This window comes from Antarctobacter sp. (genome assembly GCF_034670325.1).
Lineage (GTDB): Bacteria > Pseudomonadota > Alphaproteobacteria > Rhodobacterales > Rhodobacteraceae > Antarctobacter.
Genome location: NZ_JAXMNR010000003.1, coordinates 516,934 through 536,354, shown reverse-complemented (window position 1 = coordinate 536,354; position 19,421 = coordinate 516,934). Strand labels below are relative to the sequence as shown.

Annotated in this window: 12 protein-coding genes and 1 pseudogene; 12 read left to right on the top strand and 1 reads right to left on the bottom strand. The window is 61.5% G+C overall.

The annotated features are described in order from the left end of the window. The 4 genes and pseudogenes from VOI21_RS10575 to VOI21_RS10560 all read left to right on the top strand — a co-directional run. Positions 1-380 (top strand): annotated as a pseudogene (locus tag VOI21_RS10575) (aldehyde dehydrogenase (NADP(+))); the annotation flags it as partial. Between the two features lie 59 nt (positions 381-439). Beyond that, positions 440-1,795, top strand: coding sequence for a hypothetical protein (locus VOI21_RS10570; RefSeq protein WP_323769819.1), 1,356 nt, complete (start codon positions 440-442; stop codon positions 1,793-1,795). 18 nt (positions 1,796-1,813) lie between these two features. Continuing rightward, positions 1,814-2,716: a 5-dehydro-4-deoxyglucarate dehydratase gene (locus VOI21_RS10565; RefSeq protein ID WP_323769833.1), complete on the top strand. Its 903-nt coding sequence runs from the start codon at positions 1,814-1,816 to the stop codon at positions 2,714-2,716. A 13-nt stretch (positions 2,717-2,729) separates the two neighbouring features. Then, positions 2,730-3,686: a phosphoglycerate dehydrogenase gene (locus tag VOI21_RS10560; protein ID WP_323769818.1), complete on the top strand. Its 957-nt coding sequence runs from the start codon at positions 2,730-2,732 to the stop codon at positions 3,684-3,686. A gap of 67 nt (positions 3,687-3,753) precedes the next feature. On the opposite strand, the gene VOI21_RS10555 is transcribed toward VOI21_RS10560, so the two are convergent. Then, positions 3,754-4,383, bottom strand: coding sequence for a 4'-phosphopantetheinyl transferase family protein (locus tag VOI21_RS10555; protein WP_323769817.1), 630 nt, complete (start codon positions 4,381-4,383; stop codon positions 3,754-3,756). A gap of 263 nt (positions 4,384-4,646) precedes the next feature. On the opposite strand from VOI21_RS10555, the gene VOI21_RS10550 reads away from it, so the two are divergent. The 8 genes from VOI21_RS10550 to goxB all read left to right on the top strand — a co-directional run bounded on the left by VOI21_RS10550 (position 4,647) and on the right by goxB (position 19,323). Beyond that, positions 4,647-5,513 (top strand): hypothetical protein, encoded by an 867-nt coding sequence (locus tag VOI21_RS10550; RefSeq protein ID WP_323769816.1) that lies wholly within the window; start codon positions 4,647-4,649, stop codon positions 5,511-5,513. Between the two features lie 277 nt (positions 5,514-5,790). Next, positions 5,791-6,465 carry a hypothetical protein gene (locus VOI21_RS10545; protein ID WP_323769815.1) on the top strand — a complete coding sequence of 225 codons (675 nt, stop codon included), beginning with the start codon at positions 5,791-5,793 and terminating at the stop codon, positions 6,463-6,465. A 67-nt stretch (positions 6,466-6,532) separates the two neighbouring features. Beyond that, the gene (locus VOI21_RS10540) at positions 6,533-7,369 is read left to right on the top strand and encodes a hypothetical protein (protein WP_323769814.1); all 837 of its coding nucleotides are present in this window, start codon (positions 6,533-6,535) and stop codon (positions 7,367-7,369) included. A 74-nt stretch (positions 7,370-7,443) separates the two neighbouring features. Beyond that, positions 7,444-13,749, top strand: a complete 6,306-nt coding sequence (locus VOI21_RS10535; RefSeq protein ID WP_323769813.1) for a type I polyketide synthase — start codon at positions 7,444-7,446, stop codon at positions 13,747-13,749. 188 nt (positions 13,750-13,937) lie between these two features. Then, positions 13,938-15,134: a winged helix-turn-helix domain-containing protein gene (locus VOI21_RS10530; RefSeq protein ID WP_323769812.1), complete on the top strand. Its 1,197-nt coding sequence runs from the start codon at positions 13,938-13,940 to the stop codon at positions 15,132-15,134. A 326-nt stretch (positions 15,135-15,460) separates the two neighbouring features. Then, positions 15,461-16,003: a rhomboid family intramembrane serine protease gene (locus VOI21_RS10525; protein WP_323769811.1), complete on the top strand. Its 543-nt coding sequence runs from the start codon at positions 15,461-15,463 to the stop codon at positions 16,001-16,003. Between the two features lie 210 nt (positions 16,004-16,213). Beyond that, positions 16,214-18,241: a CTQ-dependent glycine oxidase GoxA gene (gene goxA, locus VOI21_RS10520; protein WP_323769810.1), complete on the top strand. Its 2,028-nt coding sequence runs from the start codon at positions 16,214-16,216 to the stop codon at positions 18,239-18,241. Next, the gene (gene goxB, locus VOI21_RS10515; protein ID WP_323769809.1) at positions 18,208-19,323 is read left to right on the top strand and encodes a glycine oxidase maturase GoxB; all 1,116 of its coding nucleotides are present in this window, start codon (positions 18,208-18,210) and stop codon (positions 19,321-19,323) included. Before goxA ends, goxB begins: the two co-directional genes overlap by 34 nt. The last annotated feature ends 98 nt before the right edge of the window (positions 19,324-19,421 follow it).

Here is a 19,421-nt window from a genome sequence, read left to right as displayed (position 1 = left end):
ATTACCTGCAGGACCACGCGCTTGGCGAAGAGGTCTTTGGCCCATTGGGGCTGGTGGTGCGCGTTGACGGCGCCGACGAGATGGAGATGCTGGCGCGCGGTTTCGAGGGGCAACTGACCTGCACGCTGCACATGGACGCCGGAGACACCGCCCTCGCCCGCCGGTTGATGCCGGTGCTGGAACGCAAGGCCGGTCGCCTGCTGGTCAACGGCTTTCCGACCGGGGTCGAGGTCAGCGACGCGATGGTCCACGGCGGCCCCTACCCGGCCTCGACCAACTTTGGCGCGACCTCTGTCGGCACCATGGCCATCCGCCGCTTCCTCCGACCGGTCTGCTATCAGAACATGCCAGATGAGCTGTTGCCTGAAGATCTGCGGTAAATCCGGAAATGTCACGGCCTTCGGAACCAACAGGGCAGACGCCCGCGCAGTTGCCGCTTGTGTCTGTCCTACTTGTGGCCGTTGCGGGTCTGGAACTAATGGCGCGGTTCACCGGCATAAGGTCGGTGCAGGACGCCGCCTGGGTTGCCATGCTCTTGGCGGTACTGATGTCCGCCCGTCGGCTGAGCTTGCGCGAACATTACCTTGTCGCCGCCAGCGCAGCGGTGACCGTGCTGGTGATCGTGCTGCGACCGGAGCCTAATCCTATCCTGATCGGCGCGCTGGATCAGGCGGTCTTTCTTTTGAGCTTTATTCTCCTGCTCGGCTTGTTGCAGGCAACGGCTAAAAGCTCGCCTTCTGTTGCGGATCTGGGGGCGTTCCTGACCCGCCAGCCGCCCGGACGGCGCTATGCGGCACTGTCGGGCGGGACCGCGCTGCTTGCGGTTTTGTTCAACATCGGCGTTGTCAGCTTTCTGGTGCCGCTGATCCAGCGGGGCATTCACCGCGCAGCGCCGGGGGACGCGCTGAACCCGATCCGCGAACAGCGTCAGATTTCGGCCCTCTTGCGCGGGTTTGCATGGAGTGTCACATGGTCACCGACCGCCATCGCGCCGCTGATCGTCGCGGATCTGTTGCCAGACGTCGATCGCATCGTCTGGATGGGCTACGCTTTCCCGCTGTTCATTGTCCTGATGGTTGCGGGATGGATAGAGGACCGGGTGCGGTTCCGCGCATTCAAACCCAAAGGCCTGTCGCCCATCATGGCATGGCCGCGCACAGCGGCGCTGCGCTTCGCCGCGACAACGGGGTGGTTTCTGCTGCTGGTGCTGGGCTTTGTCTGGCTATTTGACGAAAGCATCGTTTTCGGAGTGCTTGCAGCCTGCCCCCTCATGGTGATCGGCTGGCTTGCGGCGCAACAAGGCCGCGCGGGGGTGCCCGCCCGGCTGCGCCAGATGGTCGGAACCGATTTGCCAGGCTCAATCAACGTGGCGGTGACTCTGGCGGCCTCTGGCTATATCGGGCGCGCCGCTGCGGGCCTGACCCCTGCCGCCGACGTGGCCAAGGCCTTGGGGCTGGCCGCGATGCCGGATTGGTTGATTCTGGCCATTTTGCCCACCTTTACCGCATTGATCAGCCTGCTGGCCTTATCACCGACCATGATGGCGGTGTTTCTTGGCTCATTCTTTGCCGCATTGCCGGTTTTGCCCGCAGACCCGACCCTGATCGCGTTTTCCATCTCCTGCGGATGGGCCCTGTCGATGACCTTTTCACCTTTTGCGACGCTTGTCCTGATCGTCTCGCGGGCGTCCGGCATACCTATCTCTACCCTCACCTGGCGCTGGAACATCCTGTTCACAACCTTTGCCGCAATCCTGCTTTTCCCGGTCTTTTACCTTTTGACCGGCGGGCAATAATCCAAGGAAACCCTCATGATCGCCCCCACTGACCTGCGCACAATCATCCGGTCCGGCCTGCTGTCCTTTCCGGTCACGCCGTTTGACGCTGAGGACAATTTCAACGCGACGGCCTTTGCCGCACATCTGGAATGGCTCAGCCCGCACAAGATTGCCGGGCTGATCGTTGCCGGTGGCACCGGAGAGCTGTTTTCCCTCACTCCCGCAGAGGTGGTCGAAGTGGTGAAGACTGCCCGCGCCGCCCAGCCGGATCAGCCGGTGATCGCGGGCTGTGGCTATGGAACAAGGATGGCCTGCGAGATGGCGCAGGGGATCGAGGCGGCGGGTGGCGACGGCATCCTGCTGTTGCCCCACTACCTGATCGGTGCGCCGCAGGACGGGATCGAGGCGCATATCCGTGCGGTCTGCAAATCCACCAACATGGGGGTTATCGTCTACAACCGGGGCCAATCCGTCGTCTCTGCCGAAACATTGGCGCGGCTGGCCGAGGACTGCCCGAACCTGATTGGCTTCAAGGACGGGACCGGTGATATCGACACGGTCAAGCGGATTACCGTGGGGCTGGGTGACCGGCTTGCCTACGTCGGCGGGATGCCCACACATGAACTGTTTGCACAGGCCTATCGCGGCGCGGGCGTGGACACCTATTCCTCTGCCGTTTTCAACTTTGTGCCCGAAACGGCGCTGGCCTTTCACGCCGCCTTTGTCGCCGGAGACGATGCCACCTGCGAGGCGATGCTGCGCGACTTCTATTACCCTTTTGCAAAGATCCGCGACCGCAAAACGGGGTACGCGGTTTCGGCAATCAAGGCTGGTGTCGCGTTGCGCGGATTTGAGACGGGACCGGTGCGCAGCCCGCTGACCGATCTTTCCGATGAGGAACGCGACCTGATGCGCGCCCTCATTCAGAACCGGAAATAGGCGCCGACAGGCCATGTCCTCTGTAATCCTCACAACCTCTCCGACTTTCGCAACCATCGGCGGGCTTTCCGAACGGATTGCCGCCGATGGCTATGAGCTTGTCCGCTTTGCGCAGGCAGAAGCCGGATACCTTGACGCTTTGGCCCGCTCCGAGTTTCTGGTTGCTGGGCTGCCCGCCGTTGATGCCGAAACAATCGCCGCCGCACCGCGCCTGAAAGGCGTGCTGAAACATGGGGTTGGCCTCGATTCCATTGATATCGGCGCCGCCTCGCAGGCCGGCATACCCGTGACCTCGACGCCGGGTGCAAACGCGCAGGCGGTGGCGGAAATGGCGCTTGGCGCGATCTTTGCCCTGTCACGCAATACCGTGGCTGGACATGCAACCGTCACACAAGGCGGGTGGGAGCGCAGGCGGGGGCGCGAGGTGTCGGGGCGCACGCTGGGCATTCTGGGGTTTGGGCAAATTGGTCAGCGGCTGGCCCGCATGGCGCGTGGCGTCGGGATGCAGGTGTTTGCGCATGATGCCTATCCCAACCTTGCGGCCGCCAAGGAAATCGGCGTCGAATTTGTGCCCTTCGACACCTTGCTGGGCCGCGCCGATCATCTTTCGCTACATCTTTCGGGCGGCCCGACCTCCACCCGGCTGATCGGGCCGCAGGCATTTGCCCGCATGAAAGCAGGTGCCTGCCTGCTGAATTTCGCGCGCGGCAGCATTGTGGATCTGGACGCTCTCGCACACGCACTAGGGTCCGGTCACTTGGGAGGTGCCGCGCTGGATGCCTTTGTGCAAGAACCGCCCGACACCAGTCATGCCGTCTTTGCCATGCCGAACACGCTGTTTTCGCCCCACTCCGGGGCCGATACCGCCGAGTCCATCCAGCGAATGGGCGAGATGGTATTCGAAGACATCCAGACACTGGCCCAAGGCAACCGGCCGGAGCGAACAGTTAATCAGGCTGATTTGAGCTAGGCAGGACCAGTGCAGACGGGACTGGCGGGGCATTTGCGTCAATCCACCCGCTCAGTTGTGCCTGTCGTCAATTCTTCAGCACCGCCAAAGCGCAGATGCTGGGTCCGGTGATATAACGGATACCGACCTCCCAACCGCTGGTTGTTCGACAGGTCATAGCCTCCAGGTCGACCTGAATGTCCTGAAAACCCAGAGGGACTCTGTCGATTGGATTCACTGCTTTATAGACGGCTTCTTTGACCACGAACAAAAGCCTGCTGGACAGGAGATCCGGTGCGTATCGCTGCTGTTCCTCAGGGGTCGCAACTCTGGCCTCCAACCCTTGCGGCAGGGGAATCGCGGGTTCTATATCGATTCCAAGTCCGCGATAGCGAATCGTCGTCGACAAGGCGGCAACGGCAAATTCCGCATCATGGGCAAGTGAGCCAATCAGACCATCCGGCCAGCGCGGAGGCCCACCGCGGACCCTTGGAATAGCTGCGGGTACGTGGCCAAGGCTATGCATGAGGTCTCTTGCAACGATCCGGACGGCCCCGCTTTGACGCCGGACTTTCGGGACTGAATTCCGAAAAACCCCTGTTTCTTCGGGCCATAGGCCCTCGCCATCCTCCGCTGCGATTTGCCGACATGCGATCAGAAGACCTGGACACACAAGCGTCAAGAGGGCCGCTTGCAGATCAGACTCATCGTTAAACATGCTATTTTCTTACAGGATTTTTCGCAGGCTGGCCTGCAAACCTACGTCGGTTCTTCAAAGCCATCAACTTGAAAGGACCTTGGCTGGTAGACGGGCCGAGTGACGTTAATTTTTCCTTAATTTTCGTTCTCTTAGGAAGCCGGCTTGAGTATCGGGCGGCGATTCTCCAAAAAGTTGTTTGGGAAAATTTTGCTTTCGTGGGAGTATAGTTCTCGGGTTGGGGTGAATTGGCTTCAATCAATCATTTAACGGAGGATTTTGTGATGAACGATGTTCATGACCAGCTTGGCGCGTGGTTGTCAGGTGTAAACATTCATGTGCGCAATGATGATGGCGTTATGCACCCGATGCTGGTGCATGAGAATACGGCCATCCTGAATGAAGCCAAAGGCGCAAAAGACACCCCTGCCATGGTTCAGGTCACGGGTGATGAGCCGGTTCCAGATCAGCAGCGCATTCTGTACGAGGCGCAGAAAAAATACGGTGCCACCAGTGACGAAGCCGTTCAGGCCATGCTGCGCGCCCCGGCAACCGGCCTTATGCATGTGTCGGACATGGCCCGTGCCGCGACCGGCTGGAACCCTGTTCTGCTGGACAGCAACGCAAATTCGGTCGCCTATGACGCATATCTGCAAAAGATGCTGAACTTTCCGCTGGTGACGCTGAACTATGCCAACCATGAAATGATGCGGCGGACGACAAGCGACTGGAACACGTTGATTGATGCAATCGCGGACACGTTCCAAGGCATTGCCGCCGAAGACAAAGGCGCGATCGTGAGCGGCTTGAAAAACCTGGCCCAAGCCGCGTCGAGCAAGGAAAGCACCGAACAAAAGACCGCTCTTTTCTGCCAGAACGCAATCAATACCGCGAACGACACCTATCAGTTTTTCCTCTACAACAGCACCGCAACGTTCAAAGAGGAAAAGGGCAAGGGTTTTGACATGAAGTCTAACGACTTCAACGTGCTCAAGATCAAAGTGACCTTGAAATACGAGCTGTGGACAGAGCAAGCCGTGAAGATGCTAATCGGTCAGACAGCCCAGAGTCTGGATGACTGGATTACCGGCAACAGCACTTCGCTTGAGGGCACCAGCCCGATCCCGGCGCTCCAGCAAGGCACGCCATAATCACACCCTTAACCGGACCTGAAGGCAGAGATGCGCCGTCACACGCGGCGCAACTCTGCCCGGTATCATAAATTCTGAGGTAAATCGTGCGATGACCGATAAACCGGGGCTATCGACGGCCCAATGGAAACGGGCGCATAGCGTTCCGCATGTCAAAACCAAAGGCGCACTTCATGACGCCGAAAAGGCAAAAGCCATTCGGGCGTTGGACCCACCGGCAGGCGTTGTTCTGACCGGGGCCGCTCTGGCGGGGACCGAGACGGATCAGGCCGAGGATATGAATGCCGCAGCCAGAAAGGCGCTCGACGAGTTTGGTAGCCAGAGCAAAGAATTCGCCGATGTTTTTTTCAATGCCCCCGCCTCCGCGCTGGCGGTTCTGACTCAGGACGCACGCACAACCGCAGGGTTCGAGCCGCAACAAGAGCCGCCCAGCACCTCGGAATTCAACGCCTTCACCTCGGCGATCGGGACGAACCCGCTGCTTTTTGTCACCACGGCCATTCAATTGCACGGCAACACGGCGATCTACACGACAGAAGAGGCGGCCGCTGAGGGCACATTGGACCTGTTGCCTTTTGCGATGCCGGGACAACAGCAAAAGGAGCTGGAAGCCCTTTTTGCAGACGTGGCGGAACAGGCCCGGCAGGACGGCACCACACCCGAACACCCCTTGGCCATCTACCTTTTCCGGATCACCGCGTCTGACAAATTGAGCTTTAGTCTCACCGGGTCCAATTGGACTGTCAGCGCCACCTTCAAGCGCCCGCCATTCGGCACGGAAAAGAAGCTCGAAATCCGGGTCGAACTGCAAAACGGTCTTAACGCCGTGCTGAAATGGAAGCCGGACCAATGGAAGGTCGAGGTTGCCGAGATCGCGAAGCATACCGATGTGATCCCCACATTCAAAGAGTGGATCACGGGGTTCAGCACGCCGTTTACAGAAACGCAATAAGACGCCGTGGCATGCTGTTTCCTGACAGAGAGCATTGCCACGGCAGCAGAAAAAGAGATGCGACGTGATGACTGATTTTCAACAGGACGATTTCGACACCTGGCTGGCCGCGAACAGGCCCGGATCCGAAAAGACGGAAATGGATCCTTTGTTGCGGTTCATGGGGGCCTTGGCCGACGGAACGCCGGTGGTGTTGAACAGCACGCTCACGGGGGCAAACGCGCAGCAGGCAATGGAGAAGGACGCCGCCTATTCCAGCGCGCCTCCGGGCCCTCCTGCGGTCGAAGCCCTGAAACAAAGCCCCGCCACAGGCGCGTCCATGATCATGACGCTGGCGCAGGAACAGTCTGGCTACAACCCTTCCGATCCGGCCCAGTTGGGGTCTGCCAGCATGTTCATGACGTATATCAATCAAGTCTTGCAGTGCCCGCTCTACTCGGCCGTGATCAACGATATCGTCAACCTCCAACTGTCGGGCAGTTGGGACCACGGAATTGATCAAATCCTTGGGTATTACGTTGGCATACCGCAGCGCGATCTGGACGCGATCCGTGAGAGCCTCGTGACCGTCGCTGCGGCGGCCTCTAGCAATCCGTCGACCAATCAGGTGACAAATCTTTTTGCACAGGCGACCCTTAGCGCAGGCGACACCATCGACGCCTATATGTATCAATCGAATGTTGTCATGCGCTCGACCCGGCACTCAGGTGGCAAGAACCAGCCCGATTATACAACAAATCAGGCCAATATGTCATTGCACCGGGTGCAGTTGCGATTTGACCAGGCCAATTGGCCGTCTCAGGCCGAGAACGTCTATAATGCGACCCACCAATCCCTGTCGGACTGGCTGGCAGGTGGATCGACGCCGACAGGAGACCTGCCCGACAACTGGGCACCGCGCTAGACATGTGGAAGTTTTCCGACGCACTGTCTCTGGCATCCGCCTTTCGAACCGTCTGAGCCAAGGGGCAGCAACGCGTGCAAGACTCTGAATCCATTGCCATTGTCGGGATCGGTTGCCGCTTCCCGGGGGGTGCGGCGACGCCCGGTGCCTTTTGGAACCTGTTAGAGGCGGGCATAGACGCCACCTGCGAGGTCCCCGCTGAACGCTGGAGCATCCAGCGGTTCTACGACCCGGATCCCGCGACACCGGGCAAGATCTATACCAATCGCGGCGGGTTCCTGCGTGAGTCGATCCGCGAATTTGACGCCCGTTTCTTTGGTATCTCCCCAAGGGAGGCCGCCCAGATGGACCCCCAGCAAAGGCTGTTGCTGGAGGTCGCGTGGGAGGCTTTTGAACACGCGGGCATCGTGCCCGATGATATGCGCGGATCGTTGACCGGGGTCTTTGTCGGTGGCTTCACCATCGACAACAAGATCCACCTGTTAAACGCGCTGAACCGCGAGGCGATCACCAGCCACACCGCCGTCAGCGCAACTCTGGGGATGTTGTCCAACCGGCTGTCCTACATCTACGACCTGCGCGGCCCCAGCATCACGACCGACACGGCCTGTTCATCGTCGATGGTGGCACTGCATCTGGCGGTTCAGGCGTTGCGGCGCGGGGAATGCGACACGGCGCTGGTCGGCGGCGTCAACGTCATGTTCCGCCCCGCCTACATGGTTGCCATGTCCAAGGGCGGGTTCCTGTCACCCGATGGCCGCTGCAAAAGCTTTGATGCTCGCGGCGACGGGTATGGCCGTGGCGAAGGGGCTGGCATGTTGGTGCTCAAGCCGCTGTCAGCGGCTGAACGTGACGGAGATACGATTCAGGCGGTAATCCTTGAAACCGGTGTGAATCAGGACGGTCGCACCGACGGCATCACGCTGCCGAATGTCGACGCACAGGCCGCGCTGGTCGAACGGGTGCTGGACCGGGCGCAGGTCTCGCCCGCAGAGGTGCAGTATGTCGAGGCGCATGGCACCGGCACCCGGGCAGGCGATGCCACAGAAGCGGAATCGCTGTCCCGGTCCATCGCCCGGAAACGGCCCGCCTCTGCCGGGCCGCTGGTGATCGGGTCGGCGAAATCCAATATTGGCCATCTGGAGGCCGCCGCAGGTGTCGCCGGAGTGATCAAGGCCGCTCTTGCCCTGAAACACCGCAAGATCCCCCCAAGCCTGCATTTCCGGACGCCACCGGACACGATTGACCTAGAGGCGCAGCGGATCAAGATTCCCACGGCCTTGCAGGACTGGCCAGAGGCCACGCGGGCCATAGCGGCGGTCAATTCCTTTGGCTATGGCGGCACCAACGCCCACGCGCTTTTGGCGGAGCCGCCAAAACAGGTTCAGACCCTAGCACCTGCGCCCGACCGGCCAATGGTCTTGCCGGTCTCCGCCCGCAGCGATGCCTCTTTGATCCGCCAATTGAAACATCTGCATCAGGTCATCAAGGCGCATCCCGGTACCAGCGTGCCAGACCTGTGCTATACGGCCGCCCGTCGTCGCTCACACCACCCCTTTCGGGCTGCCGTTGTCTGTGACGGCCTCGACCAAGTGCAGGGACAACTGAAAAACTTCTTTGCAGGCGACGACAGCGAACGTGTCTTTGTGCCGCCAACCGACAATCGCGTCTCGCCGAAACTGGCCTTTGTCTACACCGGGATGGGGCCGCAAAGCTGGGGGATGGCAGCCGAGTTGATCGATGCTGATCCCCTTGCCGCCAAGATGTTTGACCAGTGCGACGCGCTTTGGTTGGACCTGACGGGCCAATCCCTTAAACCCCTGTTCGCCGACCGGTCTGGCGCCCCCATGCAAGAGCCGATCGCCGCGCAACCGGCAAACTTTGTAACCCAAGTGATGCTGACAGAGGTCCTGCGGGCCTACGGCCTCACACCTGCTTCTGTTGTCGGACACAGCACCGGCGAAATCGCGGCGGCTTGGGCGAGCGGCACCCTGACGCTCAAGGACGCGCTGCGCGTGACATGGCACCGCTGCCGCCTGCAACAGACCTGCCTTGGTCAAGGGCGGATGATGGCCATCGGCCAACCAGAGGGTATGACACGCGCCGAACTGCCCGACGGGCTGGACATCGCGGCGGTCAACAGTCCGCGCTCTGTGACGCTTGCCGGAACAGAGGCCGCGCTTACCGACTATGCCCGTCAGATCGAGGCGAAGGACGGCTTTGCCCGATTGCTGAAAGTGGGCGTCGCCTATCACAGCAGGCAGATGGATGGCATCAAGGACGATTTCCTGTCGTCGCTGGCCTCACTTTCCCAAACCGCTCCGCAGTTGCCGCTCTATTCGTCGGTCACCGGGGCGCAGGTCAAGAGTGCTGAACAGGACGCCGACTATTGGTGGCGAAACCTGCGCGAGACCGTTCGATTTGCCGACGCCGCCGACGCGATGGTCGCGGATGGACACACGATTTTCCTTGAGGTCGGGCCGCACCCGGTTCTGGCTGGCGCGCTGGCCGAGATCCTCGCCGCCGCGCGCGTCAAGGGCGTCTGTGTTCCCTCGCTCCGACGTCAACGGCCAGAGCAGGTCTCGGTCGCCTCGGCCGTGGCCGAGATCTATTCGCATGGCGTGGATCTGGACTGGCAGCGGCCCTGCCCCTCTGGGGCCCGCGTGCATCTGCTCAGCTATCCTTGGGACCGCGAGGATTTCTGGAGCGAGTCAGAACTGTCTTCCCGCGACCGGTTGGGGACCAACGAACATCCGATCCTGTCGCGGTCGCTGGATCAGGCGACGCCCACATGGCAGGGGGAACTGACCCGCACCACACATGGCTTTTTGGCCGACCACTGTGTGCGGGGTGACCCGGTTTTTCCCGCAGCGGGATATGTCGAACTGGCGCTTGCCGCGCGCCGAAACCCCGCCGCCTCGACAGTCATCGAGGACATGAAGTTTGAGGCACTGTTGCCCAGTTTTGCCACGCCGATGGTGCGGCTGCATCTGGATGAGGCGAGCGGGGCGATTCAGATCTATGCCCGCGAACGCAGTGTGGACGCGAAATGGGGATTAAATGCCACGGGATTTGTCCGGCAAACCTCGGCGCCGCCGCGCCACGAAGGCGTTGACCTGAGTGCGATCAAGGCGCGCTGTGTCACGAGCTTTGACACCGCCGCCTTTTACCAAAAGGCCAAGGCGCTGGGGCTGGACTATGGCGCATCCTTCCGCTGTTTGCGCAGCGGACATCTGGGTGAGAATGAGGCGCTGTTCCAGTTACGTCTGGCCAGCACGGACACCCCCACGGCCAATGACTATTACGCCCATCCCGTCCTTTTGGATGGCGCTTTGCAGGCGGGCCTTGCACTGCAATTTGCCACGCAACCGGATGCGGGCACGGTATCGTTGCCCACCGGGATTGGCCAACTCCGCTTTCACAAGAAACTGGATGCCGAGGTTTGGTGCCACATCTGGCAACAGGGCTCCGACATCTCGCTGGCGATCTGTGACGCGCAGGGGGCAGCGCTGTTGGACCTCTCGGGTTTGCGGACCCGCGCGTTGCCCGTGGCGACGGTGCGGGGCCGGACTCAGGAGCAGGTGCTATACACCAGCCTTTGGGACTCGCCACGGACCACAAAACTGCCGGTTGCCAAGGAAACCACATGGCTGGTTTTCGCGGACAAGGCTGGCATTGCCGAGGGGCTTGGTGACCGGGCAGCGGATAACCTGATGACAGTGGTGACGGTGACCCCCGGCCCCGCGTTTGCCCGATTGTCACCGACAGAATACCAGATCGAGCGCAATAGCCCCGATGACATGCAAAAGCTGCTGAGCTGTCTCGGCGACCAAGAGCTTGCCGGGGTTATCTACCTCTGGCCCGTCGATATCCCGGATATCGGACCCGACACAGACCAAGCGACAACAGGGTGCGCGGATGTGGTCGATCTTTTGCACCTGATACAGGCGCTAAACACCCAATTCGGCGCTGCGGTGCCACCCTTGACGGTGTGTTGCGCCCAGTCGCAGATCGTCACGGTCGGTGACACAGGCCAAAGCGCTCCGGGCCAACACGCGGTCTGGAGCGCGATCCGCGCCGCCCAGCTTGAACTCAGGCAGATCGCGTTCCGTCTGGTCGACCTGCCGACGCGGAACGGTTTTATCGCGTCCAAACGCCTGATGCACGAACTGCATCTGGCGCAGGCCGATACAGAGGTGGCCTATCGCGGCGACTATCGCTTTGCCAATCGCGTCGTCCGGTTCGGGCCAGAACGCTATCCGGCGCGCACGTCAAAGACGGGCACCAGATACCAGTTTGCCTCCGTCAATCAGGGCGGCACCGAACGGCGCGGTCTTATCGAGATAGCACCACGCGCATTGGGTCGCGAAGACGTCGAGGTTGCCCTGCAATGGAACACAATCGGCGATTTTGACCACCGGAGCATTCAGAAACACGGCGCGCCGAACCTGCCGCCTCTTGCCCTGCGGTGTGCGGGGAGGATCACGGCGCTGGGGTCCGGGGTGACAGACCTCGTCGTAGGCCAGCCTGTTATTGTCCTTGCGCCGCAGGGCCGGGTAAATTCCCACCTGGTACTGCCCGCCGGGCAAGTGCTGGCCTATCCCGAAGAGATCTCGCCCGACGAGGACCGTGGCGCTCTGCTCGACTGGATGACAGCGCATCACGCGCTCTTTGCCCTGTGCGATGTGACACCGGGCGACTGGGTGCTGATCCATCAGGCAGAGACAGGTGTCGGATTTGCGGCGGCACAGCTCTGCCTTGCATCTGGCGCACAAGTCATCGCGACAGCGGGAACAGAGACGCGCCGCGCGGCGTTGCGCGACGCGGGCTGTCATGTGGTGAGCGACGCGCGCACGTTCGCTTTCCGTGACGCCGTCCACGCAGTAACTGGTGGGCGGGGCGCAGATGTGGCCCTGACCCCGCTTGGCGGCGAAATGCGGGTTGCCTGTTTCGATGCGGTGCGCCCGGGCGGCGCCCTTCTGGACTATAGCCCGGTCGAGACTTCGGGCGCTCAGATCCCGCTAAGCCTATTGGATCGTGGCATCCGTTACCTGCGTGCTGATCTGGCCCGCGTTTTCGCAGACGATCGCACGCTTGCCGAGCGCGCCTTGGCCGGTGTGCGTCTACTCTTGGCCGAGGGCGCACTGCGCCCGATCCCGGTCACAACCTTCCATCCCTCAGAGATCGAAAAGGCGCTCAACGCGTCTGTGCAGGACGGTCACATAGGGCGGTTGGCTTTGGATACCGGCGACAAGATCGTGCCGCTGATCGCACGTCCACAGCGGCAGATCGTACATCCGGACGCAGGCTATCTGATCACCGGCGGATTTGGTGGCATCGGCGTTGAAACGATCCGCTGGCTGGTCGACGCGGGTGCCCGTCATATTGCGGTGCTCAGTCGGTCCGGCCCCAAAAGCAAAGCCGCTCAGGCCATGTTACAAGAACTTGACGCGAGGGGCTGCACTCTGGTGCATCAAGAGATCGACATAGGCGAGGCCACATCCGTCGCGCAGGCCGTAAAGGCGTTGTCGTCGCAGATGCCCCCCCTGCGCGGAGTTATCCATGCGGCCGGCGTGTTGGCTGACACGGACATAGAGCAAATGACCGCTGATCAGGTGCAGACGGTGATGGCCGCAAAGGCCAGCGGCGCTTTGAACCTGCACCATGCCTTTGTGGACGCCGAACTGGATTTCTTTGTCTGCTACGGGTCAATTGCGGCCTCGCTGGGCAACATCGGCCAATACAACTACGCGGCGGCAAACGGGTTCCTGCACGGGCTGGTGATGGCCCGGCGTGCACGCGGTCTGGTCGGCACCTGCATCAACTGGGGGCCGGTGGCGGACTCGGGCATGGTGGCCGAGGATGACCGCATCGCCGAACGTCTTGCACGCGCGGGATTGTCCCCGGTGTCGATGGAGATGGTCTGTGACGTGATCAGCGAGGCAATCCAGCACCATTGGGTCAGCTTCGATGTCGTGGATATTGATTGGGCGACCTGGGGGCGGCAGGCCAGCACCAAGGATCGGCGTCGGCTTGCCAAGGTTCTGCCAGAGGGTCCGGCAGGCGGAGTCAACTCTGCCGCGGGATTTCGGGACCTGATCTACAGTCTGGACCCGAATGAGCGGCTTTCCACTATCTTTGCAATGGTGGTTGGGGTCACGGCACGGGTGCTGCGGCTGAACGAAAGCCAGATTGACGCCTCGGCCAACCTTGCGGATCTGGGAACGGATTCCATCATGGCGGCCGAGATCCGGCAGGAACTGGCCGCGCGCACCGATGTCAGCCTGCGAACGGTCTATCTGACGCGGGGGCCAGAGCTTGCCGATATTGCCAGACGGCTGGAGCTTGCCATCCTTCGGGGTGAGACGGTCTATTCCTAGCGATCCTGCGATAAGGCGGCGCCCCAAGCCGCGCAGGACCGCCAAACAGCACCGCCACCCCAGAGTGGTGGCCCTTTACGTTCGTGGGACCCGATGGATGAACATTCAATACGCCGGTACGTAGCCGATTGGCGCTATAGGCGCAGTTTGCACCTGTCCGGGCGGCGCATCCAAGATACGGTGCCCCCATGAATCGCCCCCTTCTGGACAACCAAACCGCCCGCCGTCTGTTTCTGGACCGGCACCTGTTGCTGCAACCCGGATCAGGACCCGGCAAAGGCGGCGACCTTGATCACGTCTTGCACGGCCTTGGGTTCGTTCAGGTCGACAGCGTGAACACGCTGGCCCGCGCGCATGACCTGATCCTGTGGTCTCGGCGTGGGCAGTACCGGCCAAAAGCGTTGGACGATCTGGTTGCGCGGCACCGGACAGCCTTTGAGCACTGGACCCACGACGCCGCGATCATCCCGATGCCGAGTTATCCGATGTGGCGGCTAAAGTTCGCGCGGGACGAGGCGCACATGCAGGCACGCTGGTCCCAAGGTCGGCGCGACGGCTGGGTCGCCGAAGTCGATACCGTTCTTCGGCACGTTGCAGACAACGGTCCAACCTGCTCGCAGGATGTTGGAACGCATGAAAAAAAGGGCACGGCCGGTTGGTGGGACTGGCATCCGTCCAAGACGGCGCTGGAATTCCTGTGGCGCTCTGGCCGCCTTGCGATCTGTCATCGCGAGGGCTTTCGAAAGTTCTACGATCTCAGCGAACGCGTGATCCCGGCAGAGCGTCTGAACGCCCGGATGGACGATGCCGAAACCGTGGATTGGGCCATGTCCGAGGCTTTGACCCGGCTTGGCTTTGGCACCAGTGGAGAACTCGCCGCCTTCTTTGACATCGTGACCCGGGAGGAGGCAAAGCTGTGGTGCGCAGCAGCGCTGACCTCCGGTCGTATCATCGAGGTAGACATCGAACTGGCCGACGGAACCCGGCGGGGTAGTTTCACGACCAAGGCTATCCTTGATCAGGTCGCATCCCTGCCCGATCCGTCGTCGCGTGTCCGGCTCTTGTCGCCTTTCGATCCAGCCCTTCGGGACCGCGCCCGGGCCGAACGGCTTTTCGGTTTTCATTACCGCATTGAGATTTTTGTGCCGGAACCCAAGCGCCGCTATGGCTATTACGTGTTTCCGGTGATGCAGGGCGATCGCGTGATCGGCCGCATAGATGCCAAGCGCCGCGGCAAGGTCTTGCAGGTTCTGGCCTTCTGGCCAGAAGCGGGCGTCCGGATGGGCAAGGCGCGCACGTCCGGATTGATCGCCGAGCTAGAGCGGGTGGCAAACCTCGCCGGAACCACTGACATTGAGTTCTTTGAGGACTGGCTGCGAGGATGAGCCCGCACAATTGTGCCACCGCCAAGTCGAGCCTGACCGTGACCATTTCCGACGCGATCAACCCCTTCGTGGGACATCGCAGACCAACCTAGTTGCCAAGGGGGCGGTCACATCTTCTAAGCCTTGTGCGGGCGTCCTTTTCCGCGTCCCGTCAGGGACACTGATCCGATAGACAGCCAACCGGGTTCTTGGGACAGGTCACTTTGGGCGGATGGGACTGTCTTAGTTTCAATTTCTTGACGGACTGCCCACGTGCCACTCAGTGACTTCGTTGCTTTCGGTGGTTGTGCTAGGCAGGTTGGGCTGTGACCAGCGGGGGAAGCAAATTGGCAGTCGAACGTTTCAGGTGGCTGATCGTGCTGTTGGGCGTGATCTGGGGGGTTGAGGTGATCAATCTGATCACGGGCTATGCACTCAACGGGTGGCTTGGGCTGCGGCCACGCAGTCTAGGTGGGCTGGACGGGATTGTATTCATGCCCCTTCTCCATGGCTCTGTGGGACATGCCGCTGCGAACACTGTGCCCTTGGTGCTGCTTGGTGGCCTGCTTGCGGTTACGGCCCGGCATGTCGCGCTGGCGGCTACAATCATAATCGTAGCCCTTGGCGGGCTTGGCGTTTGGCTCTTTGGCCAGACGGCGATCCATGTGGGCGCTTCGGGGCTGATCTTTGGCTGGTTCGGCTTCCTCGTGGCTCGTGGCGTGGTAGAGCGGCGTCCAGTCCCGATCTTGGCGGCTGTCGGGGTCGCGCTGGTATACGGAACGATGATCTGGGGTGTATTGCCCGGCCAGCCCGGCGTCAGTTGGGAATCCCACCTTTTGGGGGCCGCCGCCGGAGTGGTTGCCGCCGGCTTTCTGCGTGAGCCCACCTAGGCCAGACATATCTGTACAAACGTCTTGATCGCCGAGACCTTCGGCGCGGGGCAGCCTGCCGCCTGTGATCACTTTGCACCGCGCCATTCTTTTGAGATTTCACGCAGCGCCCCCTACGCAACCCAAAGATGCAATCTATGGTTGACTGAGTCTCGCTTTGCGGGAAAGCTTGCTGTCAGTTTCATTGCACATCGAAATTTGAGGCCAAAAATGTCAGATCAGATCCCGCCAACGTCGCGCCGTCAATTTCTTACCATGGCGTCCAGCGCTGCGTTGATTGCGGGCGCGCCGTGGCCCGCGCGGGCGAATGTGACACCGCAGGAAACCTATGAGGTAGCCCCGTCAGGTGCGCCTGTCGCAAAGGTCCGGATCTACCCGGCGCTTGGCATCAGCCGCGTCGGCGGGTCCGCCAAATGGTTCTATGCCCCCGAAGTACCCGGCCTGCCCGCCGACCCCGGCGAGGGCGGATTCAAGGACGGGCTGGAACAGATCAAGAAGCAGGTCCAGCGCTTTCGCGTTTATGCCTTTGACGCCGACAACCGGGTGATCGGCGAGATCACCGGCGACGGCATCACTTGGGGCGTGCATTTGGCCAACACCAAGGCCGGGTGGTACGGGTTCAACAACCCGCTCGACAATGGCGATCTGGCCCCCGGACTGCCTTCGCAAAAGCGCAACCAGTATTTTGTCACGGACGCCGACCGCGAAGAAAACCTGATGATCGACGGGCGACGTCTGGACATAACCGGTCTGAATGCCAACCCGGACGGCACGGACGCGGCTTATGCGTTTGAAGGCACCTTCTGGGGCGGACAGCCCGATGCGATACAAGTCGGCCTTGGGCAGTTGCGTACCGATGACGCGGGCCGCCTGCTGGTGGTGCCGCCGGACGGCGTGTCCAACTCTCCCAGTGGGGCCGCGATCACCAGCTTTGCGGACAACAACGCCTGGCATGACGACTGGTGCGATGGCCCGGTGACCGCATCGGTCGCCATTGGCGATCAGGTCTTTGAGGCCGAGCCCGCGTGGGTGGCCTGCGTTGGGCCGAACTTTGCGCCGGAAATCCCTCCGATCACAACGCTTTACGACGTGATTCAGGATTTGAATGTCGAGCAGGGCTGGCTACAGCCGCCCGACCTGCCGCTGTCATTCATGAAATACATCTATCCGAAGTTCCGCCGCGTTGCCCTGATGGAGTGGGTCACACAGGCGGCCAACCTGCGTCAGGGATGGCTGGCAATCGGCGATCTGGGCGACCCGAACTATGTGGCGCGGCTGGCCGATCCAGATCCCGCAAACGCGGAATTCCGGCAACAGATATTCGCGCTCTTCCGCGACCCATACAACGTCGGCGATGACGCCTATCTCGAAGAACGTCTCAAGATCCCGTACATGCTGGGCGACGGGGTGAACTACGACGGCAGCCCGTTGCAATGGTTCCAGTTCCCCAAGCTGCAGTATGCCTATCTGGAGGCTTGGGCCTCCGGGGCATTTGTAAACGACTACGACGGACAGGTCGCCGAAGATGTCACGACAGAATTCGACACCTTCGAGGACATCCCGCTGGACCTTCAGCCCGGCGCGCTGACTCAGGCCGCGCTGGAGCCCTGTTCAGGCGGGGCCTTTCACCCCGGCGTGGAACTGACCTATTACCTGCGGCTCAAGGAAATGTACGCCCGCAACACCGACCCCGAGGCAGAGCCGTTCCGCATCGCCTACGGCGACCGCCCCAGCCTGAACCAGAACCTTGGTCGCCTGCTGACGCCTCAGATTGCCTTTGACGGGTTCGGCGACACGCCGCCGCCTCTTGGTCCGCAGATGGCGGGCGATCTCACGCGATGGATGGGTCTGCCGTGGCAATGCGACGCCTTCAGCTGTCAGCAGGTTCTGATGCAGCAGAACTATCCGACCGCAGTCTGGTGGCCTGCCCTTTTGCCCATCGATGTGCTGCCAGAGGCCTATTACACCGCAGGCATGGATGACACGCTGTCAGAGGCAGAGCGCGAAAAGTTCTTTGCCAACCGGGTCAGCTGGTCGCGCGGCGTTGCCGGGATCGGCTATCACGCCAACGGCAGTTATTGGGACGGGATCACCAACATGATCACGCTCTGGCAGCGTATGGGGTTTGTCGTGCGCATGCCCTCGCCCAATGGCGATGTCTTTGTGGAACAAGGCCATGCTGACAACATGGAGACGCGATTCAGGTGGACACCCGATCAGGGGATGTTGCCGAATTGATCCACCGGGTCGCCGTTCTTGGCGGCGGGATCGCCGGGGCGGCGGCGGCCCTGCGTCTGGCGCAGGGCGGCGCGTCGCCGCTTTGGATCACGGGTACGCCACGCGCCGGTTTCAAACCCGGCGAGCATCTCAGCGCCGCCGCCCTGCCCCTGCTGAAGGAACTGGCCTCTGACGCCCTGCTGCGCGCCGAGGTCCATCGCCATGCCCACGGCACCTATTCGGCATGGGGCAGTGACCTGCTGGTCGAACGCAACGCCATTGTGCAACTTGAGGGCCCACCGACCGTTCTGGACCGCGCCGCCTTTGAGGATGCCCTTGCGACGCAGGCCGTCACGGCGGGCGCAGAGCGGATCGACGGCGACGTGGTCGATGTCCGTATCTCGGGGGACGCTTGGGAAATGATCCTTGGGGACCGGACCCTGAAAGTGCGTTTTGTGTTCGACGCAACGGGGCGCAAGGCTATCGTCGCCTCCAAATTCGCGCCCCGGTTTCAGGCCGACCGCCTGACCTGCCAATATGCGTTGTTCACTTGCCCGGCCCAAAGCACGCCCAGACCCGTCACCCTGATCGAGGCCGAGACGCGCGGCTGGTGGTATTTGTCCGTTCTGGCGGACCGGCGGGCGGTGGTGAATTTCTATTCGGACGCGGATGTGCCCGGCTTCGAGACCTCCCACCTCAGCCGCAATGCCCGCCAAACGCAGGCCATATCGGCCTTCCTGTCTGACTACGGCTACCAGATCAGCGGCGCGGCCCACCGGATCGCCTGCAACAGCACTTGGCTTGCCCCCGCCATCGGGCCGGGATGGGTGGCGATTGGCGACGCCTCTGCCGCCTTTGACCCGCTGTCATCACACGGGATGACCACCGCCCTGTGGTCCGCCATTCAGGCCGCTGACGCCTTTGTCGCGCAAGACCGCGCAAAGATGCAGGCCTATACTGACAATGTGGCGCGCGGCATTCAGGACTATCTACAGGCCAGAGCACGTATTTACGGTCAAGAACAACGCTGGTCGGACAGCCCGTTCTGGGCGCGGCGCGCAGCGTCCCGCCAATTGGCACCGGAACCGCTTGACGCAACCTGAGGCGTCAAGGAACATCGCCCATCCCCTGCTACAAATGCGGTCCAATTTTGGGTGACTGCGCGCAAATTCTCGCCTAGGTTGCAGAGACAGGTTTGAGT

Excerpts from the sequence above, each read along its gene's own strand:
- VOI21_RS10540 (WP_323769814.1), top strand. The coding sequence starts at position 6,533 with ATGACTGATTTTCAACAGGACGATTTCGACACCTGGCTGGCCGCGAAC.
- VOI21_RS10545 (WP_323769815.1), top strand. The coding sequence starts at position 5,791 with ATGAATGCCGCAGCCAGAAAGGCGCTCGACGAGTTTGGTAGCCAGAGC.
- VOI21_RS10530 (WP_323769812.1), top strand. The coding sequence starts at position 13,938 with ATGAATCGCCCCCTTCTGGACAACCAAACCGCCCGCCGTCTGTTTCTG.
- VOI21_RS10555 (WP_323769817.1), bottom strand. The coding sequence starts at position 4,383 with ATGTTTAACGATGAGTCTGATCTGCAAGCGGCCCTCTTGACGCTTGTG.
- VOI21_RS10560 (WP_323769818.1), top strand. The coding sequence starts at position 2,730 with ATGTCCTCTGTAATCCTCACAACCTCTCCGACTTTCGCAACCATCGGC.
- VOI21_RS10550 (WP_323769816.1), top strand. The coding sequence starts at position 4,647 with ATGAACGATGTTCATGACCAGCTTGGCGCGTGGTTGTCAGGTGTAAAC.
- goxA (WP_323769810.1), top strand. The coding sequence starts at position 16,214 with ATGTCAGATCAGATCCCGCCAACGTCGCGCCGTCAATTTCTTACCATG.